We start from the raw sequence: 26,464 nt of genomic DNA on the forward strand, positions 1-26,464 counted from the left end.
CTCTGTAAATTGCACCCGCCTGTTGGCAAGAGACTGGGGATCTGGTGCGGTGGTAATAACTACTACATCGGTGATTGGTTCAGTAATAACGACAGTAGTGGCAGCAGGCGACGGGGACGGGCTAGCCGTAGCACCAGTAGTTGAAGCGGGCGATGGTGACGTTGTAGGGACGACGACTACCGTAGTTGAAGCGGGCGATGGTGATGTTGTAGGGACGACGACTACCGTAGTTGAAGCAGGCGATGGTGACGGGCTGGGACTGACGGCAACTGGTGATGGGCTGGGACTGACGGCAACTGGTGATGGGCTGGGACTGACGACGACAACATCAGGATTGTTTGATGATTGGTCGCCACAAGCGGCGATCGCACCTGCTACAAGTGCCAGCATTGTTACCCTGCTAATCCATGCCCGTACAGTAACAAAATTATTATTCTTTTTCATTGTTTTTAACCCTCTTTGTCACCATGCCTTTCTTGTTTTACTAGAGCCGCAGGGACATTTTTTGATATTTTGGATAGACCTTGATAGGCTTACCTTAGAGAGTTTTAGAGCGATCGCGCTTCCCTCTAATGGAATACCGAACAGTGTCGATGTGGTAATGTACGAAAACGCGCTATAATGGAGTTTTAAGCTTATATTAAAGCTTATTTGCTGCTAATTGCGGCTCGCCGAACACGCTGACCAACTCAACGGCGTGGAATAAATATTTGCTGTAGTAATTGTGGTTGAATTGCGCGGGCGATAAAAAGGGGCGATCGCCGCAACAGATTTATTGCCAAAATCCGCGCCCAGCCCTCTTTGTTAAGGGGGAGGGAGAATAATGATTATTACTTCCCCCATCAACCGAGGGAAGGTAAGAGGGTTATTTGGAATTAGGCAAAATATTTAATAGTAAAGCGCGATCGCCAGTGGTTTAATGTAATTTCCCGTGCAGATAATTACTAAATACCACTCTATATCATCAGCCTATTATTTAACTATGCAAATAATTCGCTATACTGCCACTGTCTTAGGTATCAAATATAAAATCATTTTAACTCATACCCTAGCAAGATGGAGTAATCTGAGAAATTTTTAGGCTAGTTAATGAGCGATATAAAAAATGGAGGGAAATAACATGGCTCTTTACAAACTGGCAGATTTTGATGCAGATTACCAAGACAGTTTTGGCGGTGATGACATCAAGGGATATGATGTCTACGCAAGCATAAATGATGAGAAAATTGGCACCGTCAAAGATATCATGGTTGATGACGCAGGCAATTTTCGTTATTTAGTAGTTGATACAGGATTCTGGGTTTTTGGAAAGCAAGTATTACTACCAATTGGCCGTTCTCGCATCGATGCTAGCAACCGCCGCGTTTACGCTGTAGGATTTACCAAAGAGCAAGCGGAACAGTTACCCGAACTCAACGACGACCTGAAGATTGATGACGATCATGAAGAGCAGGTGAGGGGAGTTTACCGCAACTCAACAGTAGAGCCATCTGCGGACGTATCGCCAACTTTAGCATCTACAGCATCTACACCCTCTGTAAATCCTCTGACAGGTACTGTCGCCGATCGGACGGATAGCTACGATTACGACCGAGAGCCGTCTTTGTACGCTATGAACGATAACGATCATCAAACTCTCAAACTGTACCAAGAACGTCTGGTTGCAAATAAACAGCGCGTTAAGACAGGAGAAGTATCGGTTGGAAAGCATATTGAAACCGAAACTACACGGGTTTCAGTACCAGTTGAAAGAGAGCGAGTTGTGATCGAACGTGTTACTCCAACTGATGCAGGAACAGCAGTTTCTCCTGGCGCAAATGTGTTTAACCAAGGGGAAGTCGCACACGTAGAAATCTACGAAGAAACACCTGACATCCATAAGGAAGCTTTTGTGCGTGAGGAAGTCAGAGTCAAGAAAGTAGTAGATCGCGACACTGTTAACGCCGAAGAACAGCTTCGTCGGGAAGAGTTAGATGTGAATACTAATGCAGGCGATCGCCCTGGTATTAACACACCCAATGTATAGGTTTTCCAAGAGTACGATTTAGCGCTTCGATATACTCTTGAGTGAGTTAAAAATAAATCCCCACTGTCACCAGTGGGGATTTATTTTTAAGGCAAATATCATCGGAAAATCATTAATGTGTTTCGTCGTCATGGTTTTTCCTCTATTGTCAAAACCCTGCCAATAGTCGCCCATGACTGACACCAAATTTTCATCTTTTTACTACGATGAATTCGCCCTACCCCAATGGGGGGATTTGGGGAAACCCCCAAATCCCAATCTTTCCAGTTAAATGTGGGTGGCGAGATTGAGCCTCTCCCACTGGAGAGGTGAATAACTACACCCAACGCCCGACTACTAAGCGGACGGTTCCATCTACCAAAGTTTCTTCTTCTTCAACATTAAAACCTTGGTTTTGTACCGTCGCCATCAGGGTTTTGTGGGCATATTTTTGGGTGATTGAATTAACAAACTGTTGTTGGTTAATTCTCGCGCCCCAAAAATCTGCAACTAACTCATAGTTTTCCCCACTGCGGCGAAAGCCCAAGTCATAGCCATTGTCTTGGCGAATTACATAATCAGCCTGGGTGGTATCGCCTTGATATCCCCTGACGGCTGTGTTGCACTTCACCTGATAGCCTAGTTCCTGCAATACCTCATGCAAGACTTCACCATTTTTGATTTGGACTTTAATTGTTGTGAAATGAGACATGGAAATTTAACCTCAGTTATATATTTTATCAAGAGCGATCGCGCGGGCTTAGAAGTAAAAGTCAAAAGGCAAAAGTAAATATTTTTTCTTTCTTTTGCATCACAGCTTTTTGCCTTCTTTGTTGATTATACCCACCGTCCCACTACCACTCGCAGGGTTCCATCTACCATTATTTCTTCCTCCTCAACCGTGAAGCCCTGCTCTTTTGCTGTCGCCATCAGAGTTTTGTGAGCATACTTGTGGTTAATCTCATTCATAACATTCTGTGGCATCAACCCACCACCGCGCATCAAAATCTCATAGGTTTCCCCGTCGCGGCGAAAGCCCCAGTCATACCCGTGCGGACGCCGGATTACATACTCAGCTTCTTTGGTATTGCCGAATGGATCTGCAACCAGGGCATTGTACTCAATTTTATACCCTAGCTCCTGCAACGCCTGATGCAGAATCTCGCCGTTTTTGATTTGGACTTTAATCTTGGTTAAATGGGACATAATAATTTTAACCTCGTTAATGAGTGGGCGATCGCAGTCACAAGTCAAAATTAAAATTCAAAAGCAAAAAGGCAAATTCCATACTGTTTGTTTTGCCTTTTTACTTTTTAAGCCCAGCGTCCTACTACTACCCGAATAGTTCCATCGGCTAAAACTTCTTCCTCCTCAACTGTAAATCCTTGCGCTGGTGCTGTCTCCATTAAGGTGTGATAGCCATAGCGTTGAGTGAGTTGGTTTAGCCATTGCTGCGAATACTGGTAGGCGCGGTCGTACTCAGAAATAATGGCTTCAAACTGCCCATCTTCTTGTCGCTTGAAACCAATATCGTTGCTTGCTGAACCTAGATGTTGACGACGGATAATTACCTCTGCTGTCTGCTCCCGTACATCCCCTACAAAGCCATAAAGGTGTTGAGCGTCATTATGAACTTCAACATTCTTGAAGCCCACATCTTCCAGTGCTTTCACGAGGGCCTCTTGATTTTTAATTTGCGTCTTGATGGAAGTAAAGTGTGACATAAGTAATGGTTAATGAGTAATGAAAAATGGGTAATGGGTAATGCAGAAGAATAAACATTATTTATGTTCTATTCGCAATACCCGATTACCACTAGCCATGAAAGCTGGACAAAATAATTAATCAACTTCTAGGGGGTCAATTCCGCGCTGGATTGTATATTTTTTCAATTCCTCAACCAGGTGGCTATCATTAGAAGCAGTTCTAGCACCAGCTTCAGCCGCCCATTGTTTCAAGTCTAAGATTTGGGCGCGAGCGATCGCAGCTAAGGGTACCGTCTCTTCTGTTGAACGCAGTATATCCTCTGTTGTAAAATCCTGCCTTTGGCCATTGGTTCCTCGTCCAAACGCCCTGTGCATCGCATCAATAATCACCTGCTCAATCTCAGCACCGCTGAAATTTTTCGCTTGACGAGACAACAACCCTAAATCAAACTCGCGCAAGCGACTAGGACGCAAGCGCTGCAAATGCACTTTGAAAATTTCCTTACGTTCTGTTTCTGTCGGCAAATTCAAAAAGAAAATCTCATCAAATCGCCCCTTTCTCAACAACTCCGCAGGCAAAATTCGCACGTTATTCGCAGTCGCCACAATAAACACCGGGCTAGTTTTCTCCTGCATCCAGGTAATCAAACTGCCAAATACACGCCGCGAAGTTCCAGAATCTCCATCGGCGCCCATTGTCAGGCTGCCAAACGCCTTATCAATTTCATCAATCCACAGCACGCAGGGAGCCATTGCTTCAGCTACCTGAATCATCTTCCGCACTTGGTTTTCGCTTTCGCCGACAATTCCAGCAAACAAGCGTCCCGAATCTAAGCGCAATAAAGGCAATCGCCATTCATGAGCGATAGTCTTAGCTGAAAGCGATTTACCAGTACCTTGAATTCCCACCAGCAATACACCTTTGGGGTTAGGAATTCCATAGCGTCTAGCTTCTTCACTAAATGCATCTTGGCGCATCCGCACCCACTGTTTCAAATTCTCCAATCCACCCACATTTTTCAGGGATTCTTTGGAAGTGTAAAACTCTAAAATCCCTGTCTGGCGAATTGTTTGCTTTTTCTCCTCCAACACTCCGTCAATATCCGTTTCATTGATATGTTGTTTAGCTGCCAAAGCCTTCGCTAAGACGCGCTGAATTCTGGCTCGACTTAATCCTTGGCAAGCTTTTATTAGCTGTTCCCGTGCTAATCCAGTTATCTTTAATTTTTCAGGGACTACCAGTTGGGAAATTAGGTAATTAATTTCTTCCACGTTGGGCAAGGGGAAATCAACTACGGTCACTTCTTCCATCAAATCTGCTGGCAGTTCTAGGGCGTGACTGAGGATTATTAACGTTTTGCGACTGCGTTTCAGTTCTCGCGCTAGAGTTCTCAACTCTCGCACCACTGGGGAATGCTTATCGCTGTAGGGATAGTGCATTTTTAAAATAGGGTGCAAATCGCGCAGCACAAAGATAGTGGGGTCTTTGGTATCGCTGCGAATCCGCAACAATGCGCCCATGATCGAGCCTTTATCGGCACCGTTGTCATCCCAGCCGCGCACGATATCCCACATTAATATTTTGCGCTCTGCGCCGATCCGTCCAGCCACATCGAGCAAAACGTCCTCTACGGGTTCTTCTTCTACGCTAACGATGTAAAGCAGGGGGTAATGGGCGCGGATCATTAAATCCAGCTTATTCACCAGCGCGGCATGGGGGCTGGTGTTACCGCCCAGGATGGCATCAGAGGTTCCGGGCTGCTTTGGAGTATTGCTCATTGGAATTCTATCCCGAATTTTGGCGAGGACGCCGGGGGCTGTTGCATTGATATCCATCTAATTTAGCAAGTAGAACAGGGGTGTCACCAGCAAGCCGACCAGAAGCGATCGCGGAGTGAAGCGGCTAGCTGTGAGACAATGAGCGATCGCGGACTGTCCAGCTACAGAACGCCGCCCGATTACTTAAAGAGGAATAAATTTTCAAATGAGTACCACAGTCGCAGACATCGCAGTAAAAACCATCAACGGTGAAGAAAAGCAGCTTGGGGAGTACGCCGGGAATGTTTTGCTGATTGTCAACGTCGCGTCGCAGTGCGGCTATACGCCTCAATACACGGGGCTGGAAAAATTAAACGAGAAGTACGGTAGCCAAGGATTGCGCGTCCTCGGTTTCCCCTGCAACGATTTCGGCGCGCAGGAACCAGGTAGCCCTGAAGAAATTATGAATTTCTGCACTACCAATTTTGGCGTTAAATTCGATATGTTCGACAAAGTTAAGGCCAAAGGTTCGGGACAGCACCCGCTTTATAATCGCCTCACCAATGCAGTCGATCCAAAAGGCGATGTAGGCTGGAACTTTGAAAAATTCTTAGTCAACAAACAAGGCGAAGTTGTAGCGCGATTCAAGAGCGGCGTCAAGCCAGATTCACCAGAATTGATTGCAGCAATTGAGAAGGAATTAGCTAAATAATACTTCTAGTTCCCTAGCTATGCTAGGGAATGATTTCGGCAGGCTCCAGCCTCCAGTATTGCAGAGGCAGCAGCCCTCTCGATGTTCGTTATTAGGCTGGAGCCTGGTAACGAGAATATCCCCAATATTTATGCAAAACAAAACTAATCTCACAGTTCAAGAGGCACACAAGATTCTTAAGGCTTTCGACTGCATAAACAACAATACTGCATCAACACCAAATAAAGCCTTAATTCGCGAAGCTCTACTTCTTACAACCGATTTTTCCGATTACGAAATATTAGGAATTTGCGCTGATACAGCAGAGCAGGGTATCTTGGCCCTAAAAAGTTATGCAGATGCTTTGGGCTATGAACCAAATTTGAATATAGGAGCGATCGCAGGGCCAGTTTATATCAAATTCAACCCCAAAACCAACTTGTGTTATATCGATTCCTATCAAGGAAATCATCGCGGCGTGCTTGTATCCTGCCAATCTGCCTATGATGGGGGAATCAACGAAATGTACGGTCATTTACCACTAGATTTATTTTTGGCTGAAGCTTAAGCATGAACGTTGCAATTGTTGGTTGTGGTTATGTGGGTAAAACAGTTGCCCGCTATTGGCGTGAAGAGTTAGGTTTAGTCGTTACTGTAACTACAACTACTCCGGCGCGTGTTGCAGAAATGGAAGCGATCGCGCAACGAGTAGTTGTAGTTAAAGGCAATGACACAACAGGTTTAGAATCTGTTATAAAAAATCAGGATACTGTCGTTTTAAGTGTTGGCGCTGCTAATGCCAATGTCTACGAAGAAACTTACCTGCAAACTGCTAAAACCCTAGTCGAAGTTTTAAAGCAAACTCCCTCTGTGCGACAGGTAATCTACACAGGTAGTTATGCTGTCTACGGCGACAGAGATGGCGCGTGGGTGGATGAAGATACGCCAGTTGCACCTGCTAATGCAAATGGCCAAATTCTCTGCGATACAGAGCAAGTGTTGCTATCAGCATCGGGGGAAAACCTCCGCGTTTGTATCTTACGCTTGGGCGGAATTCACGGCCCTGGTAGAGAACTGGTTAAAATATTTGGTAGAGTTGCTGGCACAACTCGTCCTGGTAATGGGGACGAGCCAACAAATTGGATTCACCTCGATGATATTGTTGCTGCTGTCGAGTTTGCCCGTTTGCACCGATTGCAAGGCATTTATAATCTTGTGGATGATGCCCATTTGACAAGCCGAGAATTGCTCGATCGCGTGTGCGAACAGCATAATTTACCTAAAGTTTCATGGGATGCATCGCTACCTAAAGTAAGACCTTACAATGCGCTGGTTTCCAATCAAAAGTTGAAAGCAGCAGGTTTCCAATTAATTCACCCGGAAACGATATAAGTTGGGGAATGGGGAATTGAACTATGAACGATGAACCATAAACTATTTTTTTTATGCAAACTGAATCTTATCGAATGCAGGCGGTGCAGTCGCCAATTATTCCTGTTGTTGCGGAGTTAATTCGCCAATGTCCGGGAACGATTTCGCTGGGTCAGGGTGTTGTTTATTATGGCCCGCCGCAAGAAGCGATCGCGCAACTCCCCAAATTCTTATCCGATTGTGAAAATCACAAGTACAAACCCGTACTTGGTATAGCGCCGTTAGTTGATGCGATCGCAGCTAAATTAAAAGCCGAAAATAGCATTGACATCAACACCAAAAACTGCATTGTTGTCACCGCTGGCAGCAATATGGCGTTTATGAATGCGGTGTTAGCTATTACTAATCCAGGCGACGAGATTATCCTGCAAACGCCTTACTACTTCAACCACGAAATGGCGATCGCTATGGCTAGTTGCCGTCCAGTTATCGTCGCTACGGACGAAAATTATCAACTGCGTCCCGACGCTATCCGCGAAGCAATTACTGATAAAACGCGGGCTGTTGTCACGATTTCACCTAACAACCCCAGCGGCGTGGTTTATCCTGAAGAAGCATTGCGCGAAGTCAATGAAATTTGCCGAAGTAAGGGAATATATCATATAAATGATGAAGCCTATGAATATTTTACCTACAATAACGTAAAGCACTTTTCACCGGGCGCGATCGCTTCTAGCAGCGGACACACAATTTCTCTCTACACCCTCTCCAAAGCTTATGGTTTTGCGAGTTGGCGCATTGGTTATATGGTAATTCCAGAACACCTGCGAGTTTCAGTAAATAAAATTCAGGATACAATTTTAATTTGCCCTCCGGTAATTTCGCAGTATGCAGCATTAGGAGCATTGCAGGCGGGAGTAGGATATTGCCGGGAAAAAATGAGCGCGATCGCCTCCGTCCGAGAAACCGTGCTAAACGAACTCAACCGCATCCCCGATTTATGCACAATTCCACCAGCAGATGGAGCCTTCTATTTTCTGCTAAAAATTAATTCAAAATTAGATGCAATGGAATTAGTAGAACGATTAATCCGCGAACATGGCGTCGCCGTCATTCCCGGCACAACTTTTGGTATGGAAGACGGTTGCTATCTGCGCGTTGCTTATGGTGCTTTAGAGAAAGATACAGCAGCAGAAGGCATCGGACGATTAGTGCGGGGTTTGCAAACTATTTTAAAATCCTGACTTGTAGAGACGGCGATTTATCGCGTCTCTCGACTTAGATTCATCACTCCTTTCTCCCTTTTAAATCCAATCAACTCAAAGCATGACAACACAACAAAATACCTTACCCAACTCTTTAATTATCGGCTGCTGGCAACTAGACGATCGCAGTTGGAAATCAATATCTGAAACCGAAATTGCCCGTGCTATAGATATTTACCAAGCTTTGGGTATCAACACATTTGATACAGCAGACATCTACGGGCGCAGCGAGAGCATGCTGGGACGATTGCTAAAAGGAAGCGATGCCACAATTTTTACTAAAGCTGTTTTCTTCGGCAATATTCCCACACCCACACAAATCCGCAGCAAAATTGAGAACTCTCTCCGCAATTTGCAGCGAGATGCGCTCGATTGCGTACAAGTACACTGGCACAACCCACAGCTAGATTTTGCCTCTACCTTTGCAACGCTAAAAGATTTTATGCAAGAGGGTAAAATCCGCAGGCTTGGCGTTACTAACTTCAACACGCCAATGTTGGAAAAAGCAGTGCAATATGCTCCAATTAGCACTAACCAAATACAATACAGTTTAATTGATAGACGAGTAGAGAACTCAATGCAGGCGCTTTGTCTAAAGCATAACATTGCCCTGTTGCCATATGGCCCTCTAGCAGGCGGTTTCCTATCAGAAAAGTTCTGGAAAGTTGCCTCGCCTCCAAGCGAATCATCTCACGCTAGGGGCTTTTACTACAACAGTATGCTCCGCGCACATGGCGGCTGGCAACCAGTACAAAATATGTTGGAAGCTTTGGCAGAAGTAGCACAGAAATATGATAAAACTATTTCTCAGATTGCTCTAAACTGGGTTAAACAACAGCCTGGTGTTGCAGCGGTAATTTCTGGTTTAACCCTCAATCGTCAGCAGATTCAAAAGAATGTAGAAGCCTTAAGTTTGAGTTTAGACGAGGCAGATTTACAATTGCTCTCTGACCGTTCTGCAAGTCTATTTAAGCAAGCAGGTGATATTTACTCTTACGAACGATAAAGAAAACTATCTTTTAACAAGGTGTCCATTTATGAACAAATCGAATCCGTTACTAGAAAACTCAAACCAAGATCAGAAGTTGTCAGCTGATGGACAACAATCCATTAAATCGCGGTGGCCGCTAACATTTATATCCTTATGTTTAGCAGCCATATTTTCCATAGGGATATGGTTGTCATTATCAGGAGGAATGTCGATGTTTGCTGGAAAAAGGCCCACTAATTTAGGCGTGCAGTCAGGTCAATTAGCGGCGTGTCCTGGTACGCCAAACTGTGTCAGCAGCCAAAGCGGGGATGCTGGGCATAAAATTGAGCCTTTTACTTATACTTCTACGCAAAATCAGGCGATCGCTGACCTCAAAAAAGTTATCCAAAGTTTAGAGAGAACTAAGATTATCTCAGAAACAGATAATTACCTGTATGCAGAATTTACCAGTAAGCTGATGGGTTTTGTCGATGATGTAGAGTTTTATTTAGATGAAAGCTCAAAAACGATTCACGTGCGTTCTGCTTCGCGTTTAGGGGAGTCAGATTTGGGAGTGAATCGTAAGAGAATAGAGACAATTAGAGCGAAACTTCAAGAACTGAAAACCCAGGCTGGTTAGCACTAACAATCCTTTGATATTCCCGCAACCCCCCTTAGTAAGGGGGGCTTAGAAAACAAATGCTATCCCCGTTTATAAGGGGATACGGGAGATAAGATTTCTGAATTCAAACTGTTAACCGAATTATATTAGAAGTGAAAGTATCCCGCGATCGCGCAAATCGTGTAACGCTAAAAAAAGAATTTAGAGGTGTGCGATGTCAGCGGAATCACAAACTCAACGAGTAGTCGTAGTCGGTGCAGGTTGGGCAGGGTTAGGAGCCAGTTACCACCTAGCAAGGCAAGGCTACGACGTAACGCTTTTAGAAGCTGGCCCCTATCCAGGTGGTCTTGTTGCAGGATGGAAGACAGCCGGGGGGCGTTCTGTAGAAGCTGGCATTCATGGCTTCTGGTATCCCTACAAAAATATCTTTTCCCTAGTGAAGGAATTAGGGCTTAATCCTTTCACTAATTGGACTCGTTCCTCACAGTATTCACCCGCCGGATTGGAAGTAGAATCGCCAATTTTTCAAGACGAACCGCGACTACCTACGCCACTTGGGACTTTTATTTATACTCAATTTAAGCGCTTGCCCCTCATCGACCGACTTTCTGCCTTACCGCTGCTTTATGCACTTATAGATTTTGACAATTCCGATGAAGCTTGGCGACGCTATGATTCGGTGACAGCACGGGAACTATTTAAAGATTTTGGAGTTTCTGCAAGGCTGTACGAAGATTCATTTAACCCTATGTTGTTGGTGGGTTTATTTGCACCGGGCGAACAGTGTTCGGCGGCGGCGGCTTTGGGAATGCTTTATTATTTTATCCTTGCTCACCAACCCGATTTTGATGTAGTTTGGTGTCGCGGAACAGTCGGGGAAATGATATTTCGTCCTTGGGTAGAACGCATTGAGGAAGCTGGGGGAAAGGTCGTTACTAATCGCCGGGTTAGCGATTTAGTTGTTGATAGTAATAATCGAACGATCGCTGTTGTCTGCGGTGATGAAGTCTTTGATGCAGATGCGGTTATCTTTGCTGTTGGGGTAACTGGTATGCAGAAGATTATCAGTAGCAGCCCTACTTTACAAAGCCGTAAGGAATTCCGGGATGTGATGAACCTGGGGGCGGTTGATGTGTTAGCAACTAGGCTGTGGTTTGACCGCAAAATTAATATTCCCCGTCCTTCTAATGCTTGCTTTGGATTTAATACAACAACGGGATGGACGTTTTTTGATTTAAATGCGTTGCATGATGAGTTCCGCAATGAGCCGGGGACAGTTATCGAAGCAGATTTCTATCATGCGAATCAATTTATTCCTCTGAGGAATGAGGAAATTGTACCGCTTGTGCAGCGCGACTTGGCAACTTGCATTCCAGCTTTTAGGGAAGCAAAGGTAATCGATAGCAGTGCAATTCGTTTGCCGCGTGCGGTGACTCACTTTGCGCCTGGTAGCTATCAGTATTTACTGCCTGCAAAAACAAGTTTAGAAAATGTTTTTATGAGCGGCGATTGGGTTGTTACCCGTCACGGTTCGTGGTCGCAGGAAAAGGCATATGTGACTGGTTTAGAGGCGGCAAATTTGGTAATTTCGCGCTTTGGACGCGGTAGCAAGGCGACAATTTTGCCTGTAGAGGCAGATGAACCGCACATCCAGCTAGGGCGATCGCTCAACAAAACGGTGCGCGGTTTTGGCAAGGCTTTATTGCCCGATTTTTGGTTGCCCTAAGAGTAATTTCGCTGATTTGCTAGGTAGGCATTGTCCACCCTAGATAACTAATAACTTGTTCGGCTCTGAAGATAACAGGCGTTAAAATGAGATGGCATAAATCCGGTATGAATAAATGAAAAAAAAATTGTTGATTAGCTCGCTTTTTTTGATTGTTGCCGGATGGGGACTAAAGCCTTTAGTTACATCCGCTTTTGCTAAAACACCGCCCGCGATCGCGCAAGTTTCCAATCAATCTCCTAACACTACTACCGTCGTCCAACCCCAAGTAGAACTTTTAAACGCCGGAAACGCAGCCAGGCAAACACTGCGTTTTCAGCCTGCGATTAACGCTAAGGAAATGGCACTTATGACGGTGACTACAGACATGGAAATGTCTGTAACAGGGCAGCCCGCGTCCAAATTCAAACTCCCCGGAAGCCTCATGACGATAGAGGCGATGGCCACCAAAATTGATGCCAACGGGGATATTCAAGCCCAGTTTAAATACGCTGATGCAGATGTTGTATCTACTACCGATACTCCCGAAGAAGCTCTGGCTGCGATGCGTCGAATAATAAAAAAAATGGTGGGCATGAAAGGCTCATTTATTGTTGATAACCGACGACAAACCAAAGCATTTAATGTTAGCTTGCCTAGAAAAATAGATGCGGATGCAAAGCAAATAATCGAGCAAATATCCCAATCGCTAAATCAACTATCTTTGCCACTACCAGAACAAGCCGTTGGAGTTGGCGCTAAGTGGCGCGTTGCTTCACCTATAAATATAAACGGCATAAACATGATGCAGATAGCAACATATCAATTGCTGGCTCTACAAGATGGTTTTGCTGTCTTCGATGTGAACATACAACAGCAGGCAGCAGCCCAACAAGTGAACCAATCGGGAGCGCCCAAAGGAGCTACTGTAACCCTACAATCGTATAATTCTCAGCGTCAGGGACAAATAACAATGCGACTCGATCGATTGATACCGATTCGCTCAAAACTGTCCTTGCGTTCCAATAGTCAAACCAGCACTACCAACGAGCGCACGCAGGAAGTCACGGCAATAGACACAAAATTAACGATGGATCTAGCCCTCGAATCTAACCAGTAGCTGTCGAATAATAAATTATTTGTCGTTAACTGTCTTAATGTCGTTGAGCCAGAACATCGATACCAAACACTGGATCTATTGGATGAAAAATAGCTGGAGTTAACGCAATTTATTGCATCACAGCGGAATTACCACAAAAGTGTTATTTCACCCAAAGCGCCTATGGTAAAAAAGGTGAAAGCTTTTTGTATCAAAGACACTCAATCTGTTAATAACGACAAATAATTTCCTATCTGAAATTGTATAGAGTTTCTCAAAACGTGCTAGTGGGGTACGCTAACAAAACTATTCACGCGATCGCGCCCCTGCTTTTTTGCCCGATACAGCGCTTCGTCAGCTGCCGCAATCAAAGTTGCAGGCGTTGCTCCTGCGCTAGGAACAATGGTGGCTACACCTAAACTGAGGGTGACGTAAGGGGCAACTGATGAGTGGACGTGGATAATCTCCAAATCCTTCACCAGCGAACGTATTGACTCGGCGACGTAAAGCGCCCCATCCGCTTGGGTGTTGGGTAGAATTAAGGCAAATTCTTCTCCGCCGTAACGCGCTACTAAATCCGTTGGACGACTTACCGCCAAACGAATAGCTCCGGCGACCTGCTGCAAACAGAAGTCCCCTGCTAGATGGCCGTATGTGTCGTTGTAGATTTTGAAACAGTCGATATCGCACAGAATCAGCGATAGTGGAGCTTGTCCCCCCGTTAACCGCCGCCACTCAGCGTTGAGATAGTCGTCAAACCGACGACGGTTAGCTACCTGCGTTAAGCCATCAACACTGGCAAGGCGTTCTAACTCAAAGTTAGCTTTTTGAGCTGCTTGATAGAGTTGGGCTTGCTGAATAGCGATCGCTAGCTGAGTTGCCAGCTGTTGTAACAATTCGATTTCAAACTCCTCCCAGTAACGTGGCTCAGAGTATTGGTGTACGCAGAGCATACCCCACAGTTTTTCCCTTACCACTAATGGCACTAGCAAATTAGCTTGAGTTCCGACTCCAGCAAGTACATCAATGTAACAAGGAGGCTGAACAGCACAGTTATTATCATCAATAGTAGACCCATAATTCATCTGGTAATTGTCAAAATATGCTGCTTCAAAACAACATTTATCCCTAGAGATACCCACAACAAATGAACAATTGGGGTCTACCGATTCCACCACAAACTGGGCATCAGTGTCACCACCAAATTGATAGATGGCGACTCGTTTTACTTGCATAAAACTGCGTACTTCGGCAACCGCTGTCTTGAGAATTTCATTGAGCTGCAAAGACTGGCGGATGCGTTGAGTAATCGTGCCCAGCAGCCGCTCCCTCAAGCATTGCTGCCGCAGTGCCAGCTCTGTTTGCACGCGGTAGGTAATATCCCGAAAACTCCACACTCTAATGATTTGTTCGCCGAAATTGTGAGGCAGCGAGTAACGCTCAAATATTTTCCCATTCTTCAATTCCAGAATGTCTACTGCTTTTTCATCCGGTTGGTTGCATATATCCAAAATACGTTTTTTGAAGGTTTCTGGATCTTTAAGCTGAGTCATAAGAAAGGCTAGCCGTTCCTCCGGATCGGGTGATGCCATAATTGCATCTGGAACCTGCCACATCTCGACAAATTTTTGGTTATAGCTGACGATATCTCCCTGGAGAGTAACGGCGATGATGCCATCAGCAGTTGATTCGAGTATGGCTCGAAGCAGAGAAAGGGATTTCTCTAGTTTTGCCGCTTCCTGTTGGCGGGGTGTAATGTCTTGTGTAACGACCATTCCAGCGAATATTTCGCCACCCTCGTTTCTTAGGGGCAGTGTATGCATAAGGTAAAAGCGATCGCCGTGCTGCTCTTGAGAAACGCTGGTTTCCCCAGCGAGTGCTGCCCGAAATTGTGATTCAACTGTGGCTATTTTTTCGGGTGGAAATACCTCCCAAATTGTCTTACCTTCCAACATTTCTTTGGAAAGACCTAGCGACCCCAACCCAACACCATCTGCAAGGGTGTAGCGCAGGTCTAGGTCAAACAAGAATAAGGCTCCGTTAGGGAAATTTTTAACTAGGGCGCGGTGGAGTTCTTCACTCTTTTTTAGAGAGGCTATTAATTTTGACTGTAGTTTTTGGCTTTGCTTAGGGGGGATGCTTTCGCGCAAAATTATAGTAAATATTTCTTTATTTTCTACTTGCAATTGATAAGTTGAAGCAATCCTCGTAAATTCTGTTCCATCTTTCCGTCGCACCCAAATTTCGTTTTTACCCGGAGTATGTTTATGTATTTTTAGTTTACAGTTTTCATTTATACTCTGTGGCAGTAGCAAATCAATTTGCTTGCCTAAAACATATTCTGCTGTGTAACCAAATATTTTTTCAGCTACTTTATTGAAGTATTGAATATGTTGCGTGGTGTCTACCGAAATTATGGCATCTTCAGCACTATTGATAACGATGTCAAGACGGCTAAGAGATTCCGCGATCGCGACTTCCCATTGGCGATCGCATACTTCTGTTTGTAATTTTTGGCTGCCCTTGCTGAGTTCAACTGTGCCCTTCTCTATCATTAGTTGCAAGGCTTCTAACGCCGTATAAATTTCCATTGTATTAAGCACTTGCAGTAGACTCGTAGGCGTGATGATTCCTGTCAAGTAGCCAGCATCATCTACAATAGGCAGATGGTTAATTCCATACTGCTGATATAGGTTTAGCACGTTAGGAAGATTTTGTGCCTGGGATTCTTGCAGGGCGATCGCTGGCTTGGTCATCACTGCCGAGATCGCTACTTTTTCTAGGCTAATACCTGCTGCCCTTAATCTAATCACGTCCGATAAAGTAAAAATTCCATAGGGGCGCAGTCTTGCCGCCGCTAAAGGCGAACCCCATACTTCCCCTTGACTGGTGTTTTTTGTCGCTTCTGTATTTTCAGCCGCCGTCCCTTGTAAAAAGCGATCGCGCTTGCAAGCTATCGTTTCTATTTGCTGTGGCTCTACTACAACAATGCTGCTTACCCCCGCTAGAGTCATCAGCGCGATCGCCTCTTCCGCTAGCGTGTCTGGCTCAACTGTTAGCGGGTGGCGATCGATTCCTTGAGTGATAGGGGAGGCTAAATGGTTCAGCATAGATGCCAAAACATGAGATTATTAATCAAAGTATAACTTTTTATTAATTCATATTAATAAAAAAGCAACACTGGCAGAAAATACGGTTCTACCAATCTTGAATTGCAAATTATATTATTTGTACAACAAAAAACGCTATTAATCTACAAAGTATTCGCGGATATAGTTATTAAACTTGTTATAAAGTTGGTGCAACAATCAATATTTATACAGATGTTATTTTCAAAGCTAAGTTGCACGAGGAGGAGAGGGAAGTGGTAAGTACAACGTAGCACTAATTGTAACAAGGCTATTTAAGTGCGATCGCTGGGCTACTTGGTAGAACTAGGTTAGTTAAGAAATGTGACACCAAACTGCCCAACAACCAGCACAGTCATGGAAATGACAATTGGGCTACGCGATCGCGGTGAGTATTCTTATTATGGTAAAAAAATAAATAATTAAATGCGATCGCACCCGATTAATATCAACCCTTATTTAAATTATTATTGACATTAACTAAATCAAAGCTATAGGCTGAATGTTAAAATTAACGCTTGTAATATGAACTTAGTTAGCACTTAACTAAAGATTTTTCCATCAAACTTTACTTTGGCGAGTATGTAATCAATTTTTTTCAACTTTATAGATTGTCTATGCAATGGATACCCGTTAGTGGCCATAATATTTGGTGGGGGGAAACAGGCTTAATCGTGAACTTCCTTTGCTCTAGCAACTCAAACTCCCTAATTGGGATTATTGCTGCAACCTCTTCCCTGCTTGCTGCGATACGATGAGATTTGCTAAGAGTAACCCCCTTCGCTACCGCCTTCCAAGATGGCTCCTGTGAATGCGATCGCCCGCGTTATCCCGCGCTTCTTTGGTCATTAAACGGATAAATTACCGCGACTCTCTGAATGCGATCGCGAGTGGTTCTCGAAATTTTGCACAATAGATTAAGCTAATCATCCCAACCCTAACCCGAATACCTATTTAAACCCTTTTGCTCTTATGACTCATCCCTTTCTCAATCGCCTGCATCACCCCTCGCGTCCCGTCATCGTATTTGATGGTGCAATGGGAACCAACCTGCAAACCCAAAACCTCACTGCTGAGGACTTCGGTGGGGCGCACTACGAGGGATGCAACGAATATCTCATCCACACCAAGCCAGAAGCAGTCGAGAAGGTGCATCGCGATTTTCTAGCAGCAGGTGCAGATGTAATTGAGACGGATACTTTTGGCGCTGCATCAATCGTGCTGGTCGAGTATGATTTGCAAGACCAGGCTTACTATCTCAACAAAACCGCCGCCCTCCTTGCAAAGCGCGTTGCAAGTGAATTCTCGACACCAGAGAAACCCCGTTTCGTCGCAGGTTCAATGGGGCCAACTACCAAGCTGCCAACATTGGGGCATATTGATTTTGACACGATGAAGGCGTCTTTTGCAGAGCAAGCATCTGGACTCTACGACGGTGGCGTTGATTTATTCCTAGTTGAGACTTGTCAGGATGTCCTGCAAATCAAGGCGGCGCTGAATGCAATTGAAGAAGTATTCCAGCAAAAAGGGGAAAGACGCCCCCTCATGGTATCGGTGACAATGGAGACTACGGGCACAATGCTCGTAGGGTCGGATATCAGCGCCGTTCTAACAATTCTAGAACCATACCCAATCGATATTTTGGGGCTTAACTGCGCCACTGGCCCAGACCGGATGGCAGAGCATATTAAGTATCTTGCAGCACATTCGCCGTTCGTAGTTTCCTGCATTCCCAATGCTGGCTTACCAGAAAACGTCGGGGGTCACGCACACTACAAGCTGACACCGATGGAATTGCGGATGGCGCTGATGCATTTTGTAGAAGATTTGGGCGTGCAAGTGATTGGCGGCTGTTGCGGTACTCGCCCGGAGCATATTCAACAATTAGCAGAAATTGGCGCAATTTTGAAGCCAAAAGAGCGCAAACCGAACTACGAGCCATCAGCAGCATCGATTTACGGCGCTCAACCATACGAGCAAGATAACTCATTCCTGATTGTCGGCGAACGCCTCAACGCCAGTGGTTCCAAGAAGTGCCGCGATTTGCTGAATGCGGAAGACTGGGATGGACTCGTATCGATGGCGAAGGAACAGGTGCGCGAAGGAGCGCACGTCCTTGATGTCAACGTGGATTATGTGGGACGCGACGGCGTGCGGGATATGCGGGAATTAATATCTCGTGTAGTGACTAATGCTACCTTGCCTCTGATGCTGGATTCTACCGAGTGGGAGAAGATGGAGGCGGGGTTAAAGGTGGCGGGTGGTAAGTGCTTGCTGAATTCTACCAACTATGAAGATGGAGAGCCGCGCTTCTTGAAGGTGTTGGAATTAGCGAAACAGTATGGAGCGGGTGTAGTAATTGGCACAATTGATGAAGACGGGATGGCGCGGACGGCAGAGAAAAAGTTTGCGATCGCGCAACGTGCCTATCGCCAAGCTGTAGAATATGGCATCCCACCCTACGAAATCTTTTTTGACACCCTAGCCTTACCCATCTCCACTGGTATTGAAGAAGACCGCGCCAACGGTAAAGCCACAATTGAAGCCATCCGTCGCATTCGGCAAGAATTGCCAGGATGTCACGTTATTTTAGGCGTTTCTAACGTTTCATTTGGACTAAATCCAGCGGCGCGGATAGTGCTTAATTCCATGTTCTTGCACTATGCAATGGAAGCGGGAATGGATGCGGCAATTGTCAGCGCTAGTAAGATTTTACCTTTGGCAAAAATTGAGCCAGAACATCAAGAAGTTTGCCGCAAGTTGATATTTGACGAGCGCAAATTTGAGGGTGATGTGTGCGTTTATGACCCCTTGGGAGAACTGACAACACTGTTTGAAGGAGCAACAACAAAGCGCGATCGCAGCGGTGACGACAACTTACCAGTAGAAGAACGCCTCAAGCGCCACATCATCGACGGCGAACGCATCGGCTTAGACGAACAACTGGTAAAAGCTTTAGAGAAATATCCACCTCTAGAAATTATCAACACCTTCCTCCTCGACGGAATGAAAGTTGTGGGAGAGTTGTTCGGTTCAGGACAAATGCAACTACCATTCGTGTTGCAATCAGCCGAAACCATGAAAGCAGCAGTGGCATATTTAGAGCCATTCATGGAAAAAGAAGACTCTGGCAACAATGCCAAAGGAACCGTAGTAATTGCCACAGTTAAAGGCGATGTACATGATATTGGTAAGAATCTTGTCGATATCATTCTTTCCAATAATGGCTACAAAGTAATTAACATCGGCATTAAGCAGCCAGTGGATAATATCGTTGAAGCCTACGAACAGCACAAAGCTGATTGCATCGCTATGAGCGGGTTGCTGGTAAAATCTACTGCTTTTATGAAAGAAAATTTGGAGGTATTCAACGAACGAGGAATAACAGTTCCGGTAATTTTAGGCGGTGCGGCGCTTACTCCAAAGTTTGTGTATGAAGATTGCCAAAACACTTATAAAGGTAAGGTGATTTATGGCAAAGATGCATTTTCTGACTTGCATTTCATGGATAAGTTGATGCCAGCGAAAGCGCAAGGTAATTGGGATAATTTGCAAGGATTTTTAGATGAGGTTGAGAAAAATAGTCGTGTTGCAGTTGAAGAAACCAGCCTCACGCCTTCTCCCAGTAAGTTAGAAAACGGTCAGATCGAAGCTCAAATTGTCGAAGAAGATACCCGCCGTTCTGAGGCTGTGGAGGTAGATATTGAGCGTCCGACACCGCCGTTCTGGGGTACAAAATTGCTGCAACCATCCGATCTTTCGCTAGAGGAATTATTTGGATATCTGGATTTGCAAGCCTTGATTGCTGGACAGTGGCAATTCCGCAAACCAAAAGAGCGATCGCGCGAAGAATACGATGAATTTTTGGCCTCTAAGGTGTATCCAGTTCTGGAACAGTGGAAGCAGCGAATTATTACCGAAAATCTGTTGCATCCGCAGGCGATATACGGGTATTTCCCCTGTCAGTCTGAAGGAAATTCCCTTCATTTGTACGATCCGGAACTGATGAAAGACGGGCAAATAAAAACAGTTGCAACGTTCAAATTTCCTCGCCAGAAATCAATGCGGCGTCTGTGCATTGCTGATTTCTTTGCACCTGTGGAATCTGGGCAAATTGATGTGTTTCCAATGCAGGCGGTGACTGTGGGAGAAATTGCAACTGAGTTCGCGAAGAAGTTATTTGAGGGGAATCAGTATACTGATTACCTCTATTTTCACGGCTTGGCGGTGCAAACTGCTGAAGCTTTGGCGGAATGGCTTCATGGGCGAATTCGTCGCGAGTTGGGTTTTGGTGCAGAGGAACCGAATAATATTCGGGATATTTTAGCGCAGCGTTATCGCGGTTCGCGTTACAGTTTTGGATATCCGGCTTGTCCGAATATTCAAGATCAGTATAAGTTGCTAGATTTGTTGGGGAGCGGTAGCATCAATCTCTACATGGATGAAAGCGAACAACTGTATCCCGAACAGTCTACGACGGCGATTATTACCCATCACCCAGCGGCTAAATATTTCAGCGCTTAATTAGTAGGGTGGGCATTGCCCACCCTACTTTTTTAATGTAAGCTTACTTAAAGCTTTAAGTTAAGAAAGCATTGAAAAGATTTAGCGTCCGCAGCCGTTGAGTTGCTGATAGAGCATCATACTGTAGCTTTATGCGTAACATAGAACGAACGCGGGCACGCAATTCTATACTATTAATGGGTTTTGACACAAAATCATCAGCACCAGCATTTAGCGATCGCGCTAAATCTTCTTTAGAACTCAAAGCTGTAACCATAATGATGGGGATGTGACGCCACCCTTCGTTAGATTTAATTAGCTTACAAGTTTCAATACCATCCATTTCTGGCATCATTAAATCTAGCAAAATGACATCGGGTTGAATCTCATCTATACGATTCAAGGCTTCTTTGCCACTATCAATATAGGTTAAATTGTAACCCTCTCGATACAGTAACCCTTCTATTACCTCAAATATGCTTTCCTCGTCATCGATAAGCAATATAGAGTGTTTTTTATTATTGTTATCAGTCATAAACTGCAATATTTAGTTATTAGGATTAAGAGTTAACTTGCCCCAGGTGACTGGCGATCGCTTCCACTAGCTTCTTTAGGCTTACAGGCTTAGTCAGATACTCATTCATACCTGCTTCTAAGCATTTCTCTCGATCTCCTGGCATGGCTAAAGATGTGAGGGCAATAATCGGAATGTGAGTCTTTGTCATATCTGCCCGAATTTCACGGGTGGCTTCTAATCCATCCATTTCCGGCATCTGAACGTCCATCAGAATCAAGTCGGGGTTTAACTCTTTAGTCAATTGGACTGCTTCTCGTCCGTTCAACGCGATCGCTACTCGGTAGCCCCGCACTTCCAGGTATTCCATTATTGTAGATATATTTGCCTCATTATCCTCTGTCAATAGCACCAAAGGTGAGGGCGCGACAGGCGCGATACTTGATGCAGAACGTTGCTGGGCTAAAAGCACTTTACGCCAAGCAATCTGAAACTGACTGCGCGAAAAAGGTTTAACCAGATACTCGCAGACTTCTAATTCCTTTGGTAGGGTTGGCTCATCTACCACTGACATAATCAAAACAGGAATATTTTGCGTTTCAGGATTAGCCTTAAGTTGTGCTAAAACATCCCAGCCAGAGCAATCTGGCAACTGCAAATCGAGGATAATAGCATCCGGGTTAATCCGCAGCGCTTCTTCCACACTTCCCGTCCCCAAAGAGTGAATTACTGAATTTGTAACTCCTAACTCTGCAAGGTAACGAGCAACTTGCTCCGCCGCAGGTGCAGAATCTTCAACAATTAAAACTTTGTGCAGATTAAGCAATGGGGAACTGGGAAATAGAACTTGGGAATTTGCAATTGGAGATTTGCTTACACTCTGGATATTTCCTTGTATCCAAGGCAGGGAAACCGTGAAGCGACTTCCTTGATCTACCTCGCTTTCCAGCTTTACGCTTCCACCGTGCAACTCAATCACTTGCCGCACTAAAGCAAGCCCCAAACCCGTACCTGTATACCGACGGGAAAAAGAACTTTCCAACTGCACGAACGGTTGGAAAAGTTTGCCAATATTTTCTATAGCAATACCAATGCCTGTATCGACTATGCTGAACTGCAAAACCTCATTTTCCGAGTCAGCTTTAACTTCGATCCAGACTGCGCCACCTTCGGGTGTAAATTTAACCGCATTACTCAATAAATTAATTAATACTTGTCTTATCCGCCGTTCATCGACGACAACTTTGCCAATCCGGGGCGGAACTTGGGAGGTGAGCTTAATTTGTTTTTGATGAGCCTGCTGTCTAACAAACGCGAGACTCGCATCGCATAGCCCCTGAATATCGGTGGGAGCAAGTTGCAATTCCATTTTCCCCGATTCAATTTTGGCGAGGTCGAGGACATCATTAATTAGTTCTAATAAATGTTTGCCGCTTTGCTCGATAGTCGCTAACTTTTGGTGCTGCTTGGCGGTCAAGGGGCCAAAAACTTCATCTTGCAATACTTCAGAAAGACCAAGAATTGCAGTTAGAGGAGTGCGGAGTTCGTGGCTCATGTTGGCGAGAAATTCGCTCTTAGCACGATTGGCGGCAATAGCTACTTCTGTTGCGTGTTGTTGTGCTACTTCTGCTTCGTGTCGAGCAAGGCCAATAGCAACAATTTCGCTGACTAGCTTGAGCAGGTTGATGTCTTCTTCAGTCCATATCTGAGACGAGCGGACGGCATCCAAACCCATAGAGCCAACGACAACGCCTCCATACATTATGGGTACGGCGAGGAGTGACTGGATGGAGCTGCGTTCTAACTCTGCTTTGCCTAGCGAAGCTTCGGGGGGCAAATCGGCGACGCAGGGGATTTGCAGGATGTTGGCGCTTAAGAGTTGTGAGTGCAGCCAGTAGTAATCGGCGACGGGCAATCCTTGGAGCTGGTCGATTGAGGGTTGGATGCCTGGGGCGCACCACTCGTGAGTATTGTAGAGTTTGGTTTGGTTGTCTGTATATCGAAAAATATAGCTGCGATCGCTGTCTGTAAATTCGCTAATTACTTGCAGGGTAAAGTTGATAGCAGTATCTATATCTTGGTCAAGAAAAGCACGGGAAATACTACTAAGCATGCTGTCAGTTATCGCTCGACGCTGGAGTGTTTCCTCAGCTTGCTTGCGGGCGGTGATGTTTATCCCTGTGCCAATCAGACGGTAAATGCGCTCCTCGGAATTGTCTCGTAACGGTGTCATAGTTGTCAGCCACCAAATTTCTTTACCTTTGAGTTGCATGCACTCTTCGTAGGTGATGCGCTCTCCTGTTTCAACACAGGCGCGATACCGCTCAGACGCAGCCAATGCTACTTCTGGGGGCAACGCCCGTTCGAGGGTTTTGCCGCAGAATTCTGCTGATGTCATGCCAGACATTCGCTCGTGAGCTGGGTTGGTTGCAACAAAACGAAATCCGCCTTCTTCGAGGACATCAATGATAAAGATTGCTGCTTCAGCCCCCTCGTAGATACTGCGTAAAAACTGTTCGTTTTCTCTTAATGCAACTTCTGCCTGTTGGCGTTCGGTGATATCCACCACCATAGATGCATAGCCAATTATGTTGCTGCTATCATCAATCAATCGCGTGTTATACCACTCGCAAACGATAATTTTGCCATCCTTAGTTAGATTTTCATTTATGCTATAAGTTCCACCTCGATTATTTTTTAAAGCATCAAGTATTTTTCGCACATGAGAACGTCTAATACGAGGTACGAGGAGTTTCCAACCGTTATTTCCCAGCACCCCCGCTTTGCTATATCCAAATATTTCTTCGGCTGCCTGATTCCAGTCGGTAATTTGCCAGTTATTATTCCATTCAATTACCCCTAAAGGTGTTTGCTGGACTAAAAAAGAAAGTCTCTGTTGTGAGGCTCTCAGTTTTTCCTCTGCTTGTTTACGCTCCAGTTCTGCTCCTGCTCTCGCCGCAAAGATTCGCAAAATTAACTGATTACCTAGTTCGCTGCTCATTGGCTTGACATCCAGAACGGCCAGATGGCCTAAAACTTTGCCTCCTGAGTCAACTAGAGGGATGCCCAAATAGCTGACAATACCCCAATTAATTAAATCTCGATTTTCGGGGAAGTATTCTTGAACGCCGTCGGGATAGTAGCAGATTTTCTTCTGAGCTATGACATTTTCACAAGGGGTATCTTTGAGGTCATACTCGCTTTTATAGTTCCAGCTTTCACCAGTCCAAAACGCCAAACGGCGAAGTTTTGTAGGAGCAGAATCTACTAACTCGGTAACGAGCGCATAACGAACTTGCAATACTTCAGCGAGATAGCGGACGCAGTAGTGGAAAAATTCGCTGCCCGTTTTGGAAGCTGTTCCTTCAACAATTAATTGCAAAGCTTCTTCACGCTGCTTGCGATCGCTGATATCACGCGCAACCCAAGCCACTGAATTTTCTGTTGTTGGCGAAATGCTAGCAGCAAACCAAATTTTGCTCTCACCAACGGGCAAGCTATACTCGAAATTCACTATTTGTTGTGTATCTAAAGCACTCCTAATGTTGCTTTTAAAAATCTCTGCGTTTTCATCCAAAAAAAATTGTTCTATCGTTTGATTAAGGATGTCAATATCAGGAGAGTACAACCGTGAAGGGTTGGTCGGTGCGACTTTAATATCGTTATTTTCGGCATTAATCATCAGCACGATGTCAGTCATTGCTTCAAAAAATGCACGGACTTCAGCTTCCGAAGTACGCAGCTTCTCGGCAAGTAGCTGGCGATCGCTAATTTCCTGTTGCAGTTCTTGGGTTCTTTGGCTTACTTGAAATTCGAGCGATCGCGAATAATTTTCTAATTGCTGTTGCGACTGCTGCAACTGCTGGCTCATCTGATTAAAAGATTGAGCCATCATTGCCACTTCATCAATACCCGTTATTTCTACATTTTGGTCTAACTCCCCGTTGGCAATTGCCTGACTTGCCTTGCTCAAGCGTAATAGCGGCAATGTAATCGAGCGAGCAGTGACAATTCCCAATAATATCGACACCCCTAACGCCCCCAAACATAGCAAAAATGTTGTGCGCGTGTTGGCGTATATTTTTGCCATGAAATCATGTTCGGGAACGACGACCACAATCAGCCAGTCAAGGCCAAACTTATCTCTAAAAGGTGTAACTTGAATAAACTGACGTTTACCTTTTTCTGTAAATTCAAATTTTTGAGGTGTTTTTATATTTGTAAGATTTGTAAATTCTTTTTGCAAATATTGGGCAGTAGAGCGAGTTAAGGGTTCCCTACTATCTACTGCCTTTAGCCTAGCGATCGTCTTTCCCTTAGAACTTATATTGAAAGGATTTTCGCCTGTCGAAGTAGCAACAATTTCTCCTGAACGTTCCATAATGAAAGTTTGTCCTGAAGGAGAAATTTTAAAACTACTTAAGAACTTGCTGATGTCTGACAGAAGAAAATCCACCGATAAAACGCCCTTGAGCTTGCCTGGTGCTTCATAGATAGGCGTCACAGCAGCTATGCCCACATTAGCTTCAACAACCCAAGTATATATAGAACTCCATGTTTGTTTCCCCGCAGCTTGTGCAGTCTTGTACCAAGGGCGTTGTAAAGGATCGTAGTTGGGAAAAACTTTCTCTAGCTTAAATTTATTTGTTTGGGGATCTAACTTATATGTGTGTAAATTTCCTTTATCAGATTTTTTTAAAATTCCCAATACAAAGGAGCCATCTTCTTGGCGCTGAGTCCAAATTATTTCTCCTTCATCGTTAGTAAAACATATTGATTTCACTACAGCAAATAATTTTTGCTGTTGCAAAAATGTAAATTCTAATTCATTAAAATCTTTTAGATTAAGTTTTCCGATATTGATAGAATTTTCATTAACTGAATTAATCAGGTGAGGAGTTGCTAAATAAGAATTGAGACGTTCTTCAATGCGATCGCCGACCTTCCTCATCACCTGGTTTGCTAAGTCTTCAACTGCCTGCTGTCCATTTTTAAACGATAAATACCCAACCAACCCAACCGCACCCACGATTTGCAGCACAAATGGCACGACAATGACAAAACAAAGCGGTATTTTACGAGGGTTTGCGGCAATTTTGTGGGTTTGGTTCTCCATTGTTATGCCCA

At 44.8% G+C, this 26,464-nt stretch carries 18 protein-coding genes; 11 read left to right on the forward strand and 7 right to left on the reverse strand.

Features of this window, described 5'->3' with window-relative positions; all coding sequences use genetic code 11:
- The first annotated feature begins 22 nt into the window (after nt 1-22).
- Both H6F77_RS21145 and H6F77_RS21150 read left to right on the forward strand, forming a co-directional pair.
- Complete coding sequence (locus tag H6F77_RS21145; protein WP_190490870.1) at nt 23-622, forward strand: hypothetical protein; 600 nt, start codon at nt 23-25, stop codon at nt 620-622.
- Between the two features lie 498 nt (nt 623-1,120).
- Nucleotides 1,121-2,026: a DUF2382 domain-containing protein gene (locus H6F77_RS21150; RefSeq protein ID WP_190490872.1), complete on the forward strand. Its 906-nt coding sequence runs from the start codon at nt 1,121-1,123 to the stop codon at nt 2,024-2,026.
- 316 nt (nt 2,027-2,342) lie between these two features.
- On the opposite strand, the gene H6F77_RS21155 is transcribed toward H6F77_RS21150, so the two are convergent.
- The 4 genes from H6F77_RS21155 to H6F77_RS21170 all read right to left on the reverse strand — a co-directional run bounded on the left by H6F77_RS21155 (nt 2,343) and on the right by H6F77_RS21170 (nt 5,547).
- Nucleotides 2,343-2,717, reverse strand: a complete 375-nt coding sequence (locus tag H6F77_RS21155; RefSeq protein ID WP_190490874.1) for a DUF1257 domain-containing protein — start codon at nt 2,715-2,717, stop codon at nt 2,343-2,345.
- Nucleotides 2,718-2,842: 125 nt separating this feature from the next.
- The gene (locus H6F77_RS21160) at nt 2,843-3,211 is read right to left on the reverse strand and encodes a DUF1257 domain-containing protein (RefSeq protein ID WP_190490876.1); all 369 of its coding nucleotides are present in this window, start codon (nt 3,209-3,211) and stop codon (nt 2,843-2,845) included.
- A gap of 107 nt (nt 3,212-3,318) precedes the next feature.
- Entirely contained in the window at nt 3,319-3,729 is a 411-nt protein-coding gene (locus tag H6F77_RS21165) for a DUF1257 domain-containing protein (protein WP_190490878.1), read from the reverse strand.
- Between the two features lie 117 nt (nt 3,730-3,846).
- Nucleotides 3,847-5,547 (reverse strand): Ycf46 family AAA ATPase, encoded by a 1,701-nt coding sequence (locus H6F77_RS21170; RefSeq protein WP_375335958.1) that lies wholly within the window; start codon nt 5,545-5,547, stop codon nt 3,847-3,849.
- A gap of 148 nt (nt 5,548-5,695) precedes the next feature.
- On the opposite strand from H6F77_RS21170, the gene H6F77_RS21175 reads away from it, so the two are divergent.
- The 8 genes from H6F77_RS21175 (at nt 5,696) to H6F77_RS21210 (ending at nt 13,213) form a co-directional block, all read left to right on the forward strand.
- Entirely contained in the window at nt 5,696-6,181 is a 486-nt protein-coding gene (locus H6F77_RS21175; protein WP_190490880.1) for a glutathione peroxidase, read from the forward strand.
- Between the two features lie 130 nt (nt 6,182-6,311).
- Nucleotides 6,312-6,728: a DUF1824 family protein gene (locus tag H6F77_RS21180; protein WP_190490881.1), complete on the forward strand. Its 417-nt coding sequence runs from the start codon at nt 6,312-6,314 to the stop codon at nt 6,726-6,728.
- A gap of 2 nt (nt 6,729-6,730) precedes the next feature.
- Entirely contained in the window at nt 6,731-7,552 is an 822-nt protein-coding gene (locus H6F77_RS21185) for an SDR family oxidoreductase (RefSeq protein WP_190490882.1), read from the forward strand.
- A 53-nt stretch (nt 7,553-7,605) separates the two neighbouring features.
- Complete coding sequence (locus tag H6F77_RS21190) at nt 7,606-8,775, forward strand: pyridoxal phosphate-dependent aminotransferase (RefSeq protein ID WP_190490883.1); 1,170 nt, start codon at nt 7,606-7,608, stop codon at nt 8,773-8,775.
- An 82-nt stretch (nt 8,776-8,857) separates the two neighbouring features.
- Nucleotides 8,858-9,802 (forward strand): aldo/keto reductase, encoded by a 945-nt coding sequence (locus H6F77_RS21195; protein ID WP_190490884.1) that lies wholly within the window; start codon nt 8,858-8,860, stop codon nt 9,800-9,802.
- A 31-nt stretch (nt 9,803-9,833) separates the two neighbouring features.
- The gene (locus tag H6F77_RS21200) at nt 9,834-10,406 is read left to right on the forward strand and encodes a DUF1499 domain-containing protein (protein ID WP_242022378.1); all 573 of its coding nucleotides are present in this window, start codon (nt 9,834-9,836) and stop codon (nt 10,404-10,406) included.
- A 196-nt stretch (nt 10,407-10,602) separates the two neighbouring features.
- The gene (locus H6F77_RS21205) at nt 10,603-12,114 is read left to right on the forward strand and encodes a hydroxysqualene dehydroxylase (RefSeq protein WP_190490885.1); all 1,512 of its coding nucleotides are present in this window, start codon (nt 10,603-10,605) and stop codon (nt 12,112-12,114) included.
- A gap of 115 nt (nt 12,115-12,229) precedes the next feature.
- Nucleotides 12,230-13,213, forward strand: a complete 984-nt coding sequence (locus tag H6F77_RS21210; protein ID WP_190490887.1) for a hypothetical protein — start codon at nt 12,230-12,232, stop codon at nt 13,211-13,213.
- A gap of 263 nt (nt 13,214-13,476) precedes the next feature.
- On the opposite strand, the gene H6F77_RS21215 is transcribed toward H6F77_RS21210, so the two are convergent.
- Entirely contained in the window at nt 13,477-16,302 is a 2,826-nt protein-coding gene (locus H6F77_RS21215; protein ID WP_190490889.1) for a diguanylate cyclase domain-containing protein, read from the reverse strand.
- Between the two features lie 990 nt (nt 16,303-17,292).
- Here H6F77_RS21215 and metH point away from each other — a divergent pair.
- A complete protein-coding gene (gene metH / locus H6F77_RS21220) occupies nt 17,293-20,844 on the forward strand; it encodes a methionine synthase (RefSeq protein ID WP_190490891.1) in 3,552 nt (1,183 codons plus the stop codon).
- A gap of 55 nt (nt 20,845-20,899) precedes the next feature.
- Here metH and H6F77_RS21225 read toward each other — a convergent pair whose 3' ends face one another.
- Both H6F77_RS21225 and H6F77_RS21230 read right to left on the reverse strand, forming a co-directional pair.
- Nucleotides 20,900-21,358: a response regulator gene (locus tag H6F77_RS21225; protein ID WP_190490893.1), complete on the reverse strand. Its 459-nt coding sequence runs from the start codon at nt 21,356-21,358 to the stop codon at nt 20,900-20,902.
- A gap of 25 nt (nt 21,359-21,383) precedes the next feature.
- Nucleotides 21,384-26,453: a PAS domain S-box protein gene (locus H6F77_RS21230; RefSeq protein ID WP_190490895.1), complete on the reverse strand. Its 5,070-nt coding sequence runs from the start codon at nt 26,451-26,453 to the stop codon at nt 21,384-21,386.
- Nucleotides 26,454-26,464 lie beyond the last annotated feature (11 nt).

This window comes from Microcoleus sp. FACHB-831 (assembly GCF_014695585.1).
GTDB lineage: Bacteria > Cyanobacteriota > Cyanobacteriia > Cyanobacteriales > FACHB-T130 > FACHB-831.

What these genes read in the sequence shown, in the direction of transcription:
- H6F77_RS21150 (WP_190490872.1), top strand. Translation starts at nt 1,121, where the DNA reads ATGGCTCTTTACAAACTGGCAGATTTTGATGCAGATTACCAAGACAGT.
- H6F77_RS21155 (WP_190490874.1), bottom strand. Translation starts at nt 2,717, where the DNA reads ATGTCTCATTTCACAACAATTAAAGTCCAAATCAAAAATGGTGAAGTC.
- H6F77_RS21160 (WP_190490876.1), bottom strand. Translation starts at nt 3,211, where the DNA reads ATGTCCCATTTAACCAAGATTAAAGTCCAAATCAAAAACGGCGAGATT.
- H6F77_RS21165 (WP_190490878.1), bottom strand. Translation starts at nt 3,729, where the DNA reads ATGTCACACTTTACTTCCATCAAGACGCAAATTAAAAATCAAGAGGCC.
- H6F77_RS21170 (WP_375335958.1), bottom strand. Translation starts at nt 5,547, where the DNA reads ATGGATATCAATGCAACAGCCCCCGGCGTCCTCGCCAAAATTCGGGAT.
- H6F77_RS21175 (WP_190490880.1), top strand. Translation starts at nt 5,696, where the DNA reads ATGAGTACCACAGTCGCAGACATCGCAGTAAAAACCATCAACGGTGAA.
- H6F77_RS21180 (WP_190490881.1), top strand. Translation starts at nt 6,312, where the DNA reads ATGCAAAACAAAACTAATCTCACAGTTCAAGAGGCACACAAGATTCTT.
- H6F77_RS21185 (WP_190490882.1), top strand. Translation starts at nt 6,731, where the DNA reads ATGAACGTTGCAATTGTTGGTTGTGGTTATGTGGGTAAAACAGTTGCC.
- H6F77_RS21190 (WP_190490883.1), top strand. Translation starts at nt 7,606, where the DNA reads ATGCAAACTGAATCTTATCGAATGCAGGCGGTGCAGTCGCCAATTATT.
- H6F77_RS21195 (WP_190490884.1), top strand. Translation starts at nt 8,858, where the DNA reads ATGACAACACAACAAAATACCTTACCCAACTCTTTAATTATCGGCTGC.
- H6F77_RS21200 (WP_242022378.1), top strand. Translation starts at nt 9,834, where the DNA reads ATGAACAAATCGAATCCGTTACTAGAAAACTCAAACCAAGATCAGAAG.
- H6F77_RS21205 (WP_190490885.1), top strand. Translation starts at nt 10,603, where the DNA reads ATGTCAGCGGAATCACAAACTCAACGAGTAGTCGTAGTCGGTGCAGGT.
- H6F77_RS21210 (WP_190490887.1), top strand. Translation starts at nt 12,230, where the DNA reads ATGAAAAAAAAATTGTTGATTAGCTCGCTTTTTTTGATTGTTGCCGGA.
- H6F77_RS21215 (WP_190490889.1), bottom strand. Translation starts at nt 16,302, where the DNA reads ATGCTGAACCATTTAGCCTCCCCTATCACTCAAGGAATCGATCGCCAC.
- metH (WP_190490891.1), top strand. Translation starts at nt 17,293, where the DNA reads ATGACTCATCCCTTTCTCAATCGCCTGCATCACCCCTCGCGTCCCGTC.
- H6F77_RS21225 (WP_190490893.1), bottom strand. Translation starts at nt 21,358, where the DNA reads ATGACTGATAACAATAATAAAAAACACTCTATATTGCTTATCGATGAC.
- H6F77_RS21230 (WP_190490895.1), bottom strand. Translation starts at nt 26,453, where the DNA reads ATGGAGAACCAAACCCACAAAATTGCCGCAAACCCTCGTAAAATACCG.